Source organism: Actinomycetospora sp. 2LY8.5, assembly GCF_057180585.1.
In genome coordinates this window covers 1-1,903 of record NZ_JBXUHE010000100.1, presented here as the reverse complement: position 1 = coordinate 1,903, position 1,903 = coordinate 1, and the positions used below count along the sequence as shown (strand labels likewise).

General features: G+C 72.0%; 2 protein-coding genes. Both read right to left on the bottom strand.

Features of this window, described 5'->3' with window-relative positions; all coding sequences use genetic code 11:
* Positions 1-1,029: sulfate adenylyltransferase subunit 1 (locus AC2A1K_RS35575; protein ID WP_483901066.1), on the bottom strand; the 1,029-nt coding region annotated here is incomplete at its 3' end.
* Between the two features lie 20 nt (positions 1,030-1,049).
* On the bottom strand, positions 1,050-1,903 hold an 854-nt coding region (cysD, locus tag AC2A1K_RS35570; protein WP_483901065.1), incomplete at its 5' end, for a sulfate adenylyltransferase subunit CysD.

Here is a 1,903-nt window from a genome sequence, read left to right as displayed (position 1 = left end):
GGTGCGGGTGCCGTGCTTGAGCAGCAGGCGGGCGCCGGGACGCAGGGGCTTCTCGTGCAGCCAGGCGAGCGTCGCGTCGAACTCCGTGACCGGCTCCGGCGCGCCCGGCGCCGCGAGCAGCGCGCCGCGCGCGACACCGAGGTCGTCGGCGAGGCGCAGCACGACGCTCTGACCGTCGTGGGCCGCGTCGAGCTCGCCGTCGTAGGTGTCGATCCCCTCGACGCGGCTGCGGTGCCCGTCAGGCAGCACCTCGACCTCGTCACCGACCCGCACCGTGCCGGCCGCGACGAGCCCCGCGTAGCCCCGGTAGTCGGGGTGCGACTCGGTGCGCGGGCGCACGACGTACTGCACCGGGAAGCGGAACGGCGCGGTGTGATCGGCGCCCTCGACCGGCACCGCCTCGAGGTGTTCGAGCAGCGTCGGACCCTCGTACCAGGGGGTGTTCTCCGAGGCGAGGACGACGTTGTCGCCCTTCTTCGCCGACAGCGGGATCGCCACGACGTCGCCCTCGGCGTAACCGAGGGCCTCGGTGAGGCCGGTGAATTCCTTGGCGATGCGCCAGTAGGTGTTCTCGTCGTGGTCGACCAGGTCCATCTTGTTGACCGCGAGCACCAGACGCGGCACACGCAGCAGGCCCATCACCGCGACGTGCCGGCGGGTCTGCTCGACGACGCCGGCGCGCGCGTCCACCAGCAGCACGGCCAGTTGCGCGGTGGAGGCGCCGGTGACGGTGTTGCGGGTGTACTGGACGTGGCCGGGGGTGTCGGCGAGGACGAACGAGCGGTTCGGCGTCGCGAAGTAGCGGTAGGCCACGTCGATCGTGATGCCCTGCTCGCGCTCCGAGCGCAGACCGTCGACCAGCAGCGAGAGGTCCGGGTCGCCACCGTGACCCTGGGCCTGCGTGGCCCGCTCGACGGCCTCCATCTGGTCGGCGAGCACCGACTTGGTGTCGTAGAGCAGCCGCCCGACCAGGGTGGACTTGCCGTCGTCGACGGAACCGGCGGTCGCGAGGCGCAGCAGGTCAGACATGACGGTCCAGCTCCCACATCTCAGAAGTAGCCCTCTCGCTTGCGGTCCTCCATGGCGGCCTCCGAGAGGCGGTCGTCCGCCCGCGTCGCGCCGCGCTCGGTGAGGCGGCTCTCGCGGACCTCGGCCAGCACCTCGTCGAGCGTCGCGGCGGTGGACTCCACGGCGCCGGTGCAGGAGCCGTCGCCGACGGTGCGGTAGCGCACGGTCTTGGTGACGGTCTCCTCGCCGTCGCGCGGACCGCCCCACGGCCCGCTCGTCAGCCACATCCCGTCGCGGGCGAAGACGTCGCGGGTGTGCGCGTAGTAGATCGACGGCAGCTCGACGGCCTCGCGGGCGATGTAGCGCCAGACGTCGAGCTCGGTGAAGTTCGACAGCGGGAACACGCGCACGTGCTCGCCGGGCTTGTGGCGCCCGTTGTAGAGGTTCCACAGCTCCGGGCGCTGGCGCGACGGCTCCCACTGGCCGAACGCGGTGCGCAGGCTGAACACGCGCTCCTTGGCCCGCGCGCGCTCCTCGTCGCGTCGCCCGCCGCCGAAGACGGCGTCGTGGCGGTGCTCGGCGATGGCGTCGAGCAGCGGCGTGGTCTGCAGCGGGTTGCGGGTGCCGTCGGCGCGCTCGGACAGTCGACCGTCGTCGATGTAGTCCTGCACGCGCGCGACCTCGAGGTCGAGGCCGTAGCGCTCGACGACGCGGTCGCGGAAGTCGATGACCTCGTCGAAGTTGTGCCCGGTGTCGACGTGCAGCACCGGGAACGGGATCGGGGCGGGCCAGAACGCCTTGGCGGCCAGGTGCACCAGCAGCATGGAGTCCTTGCCGCCGGAGAAGAGGATCACGGGGCGGTCGAACTCGCCCGCGACCTCGCGGATGACGTGGA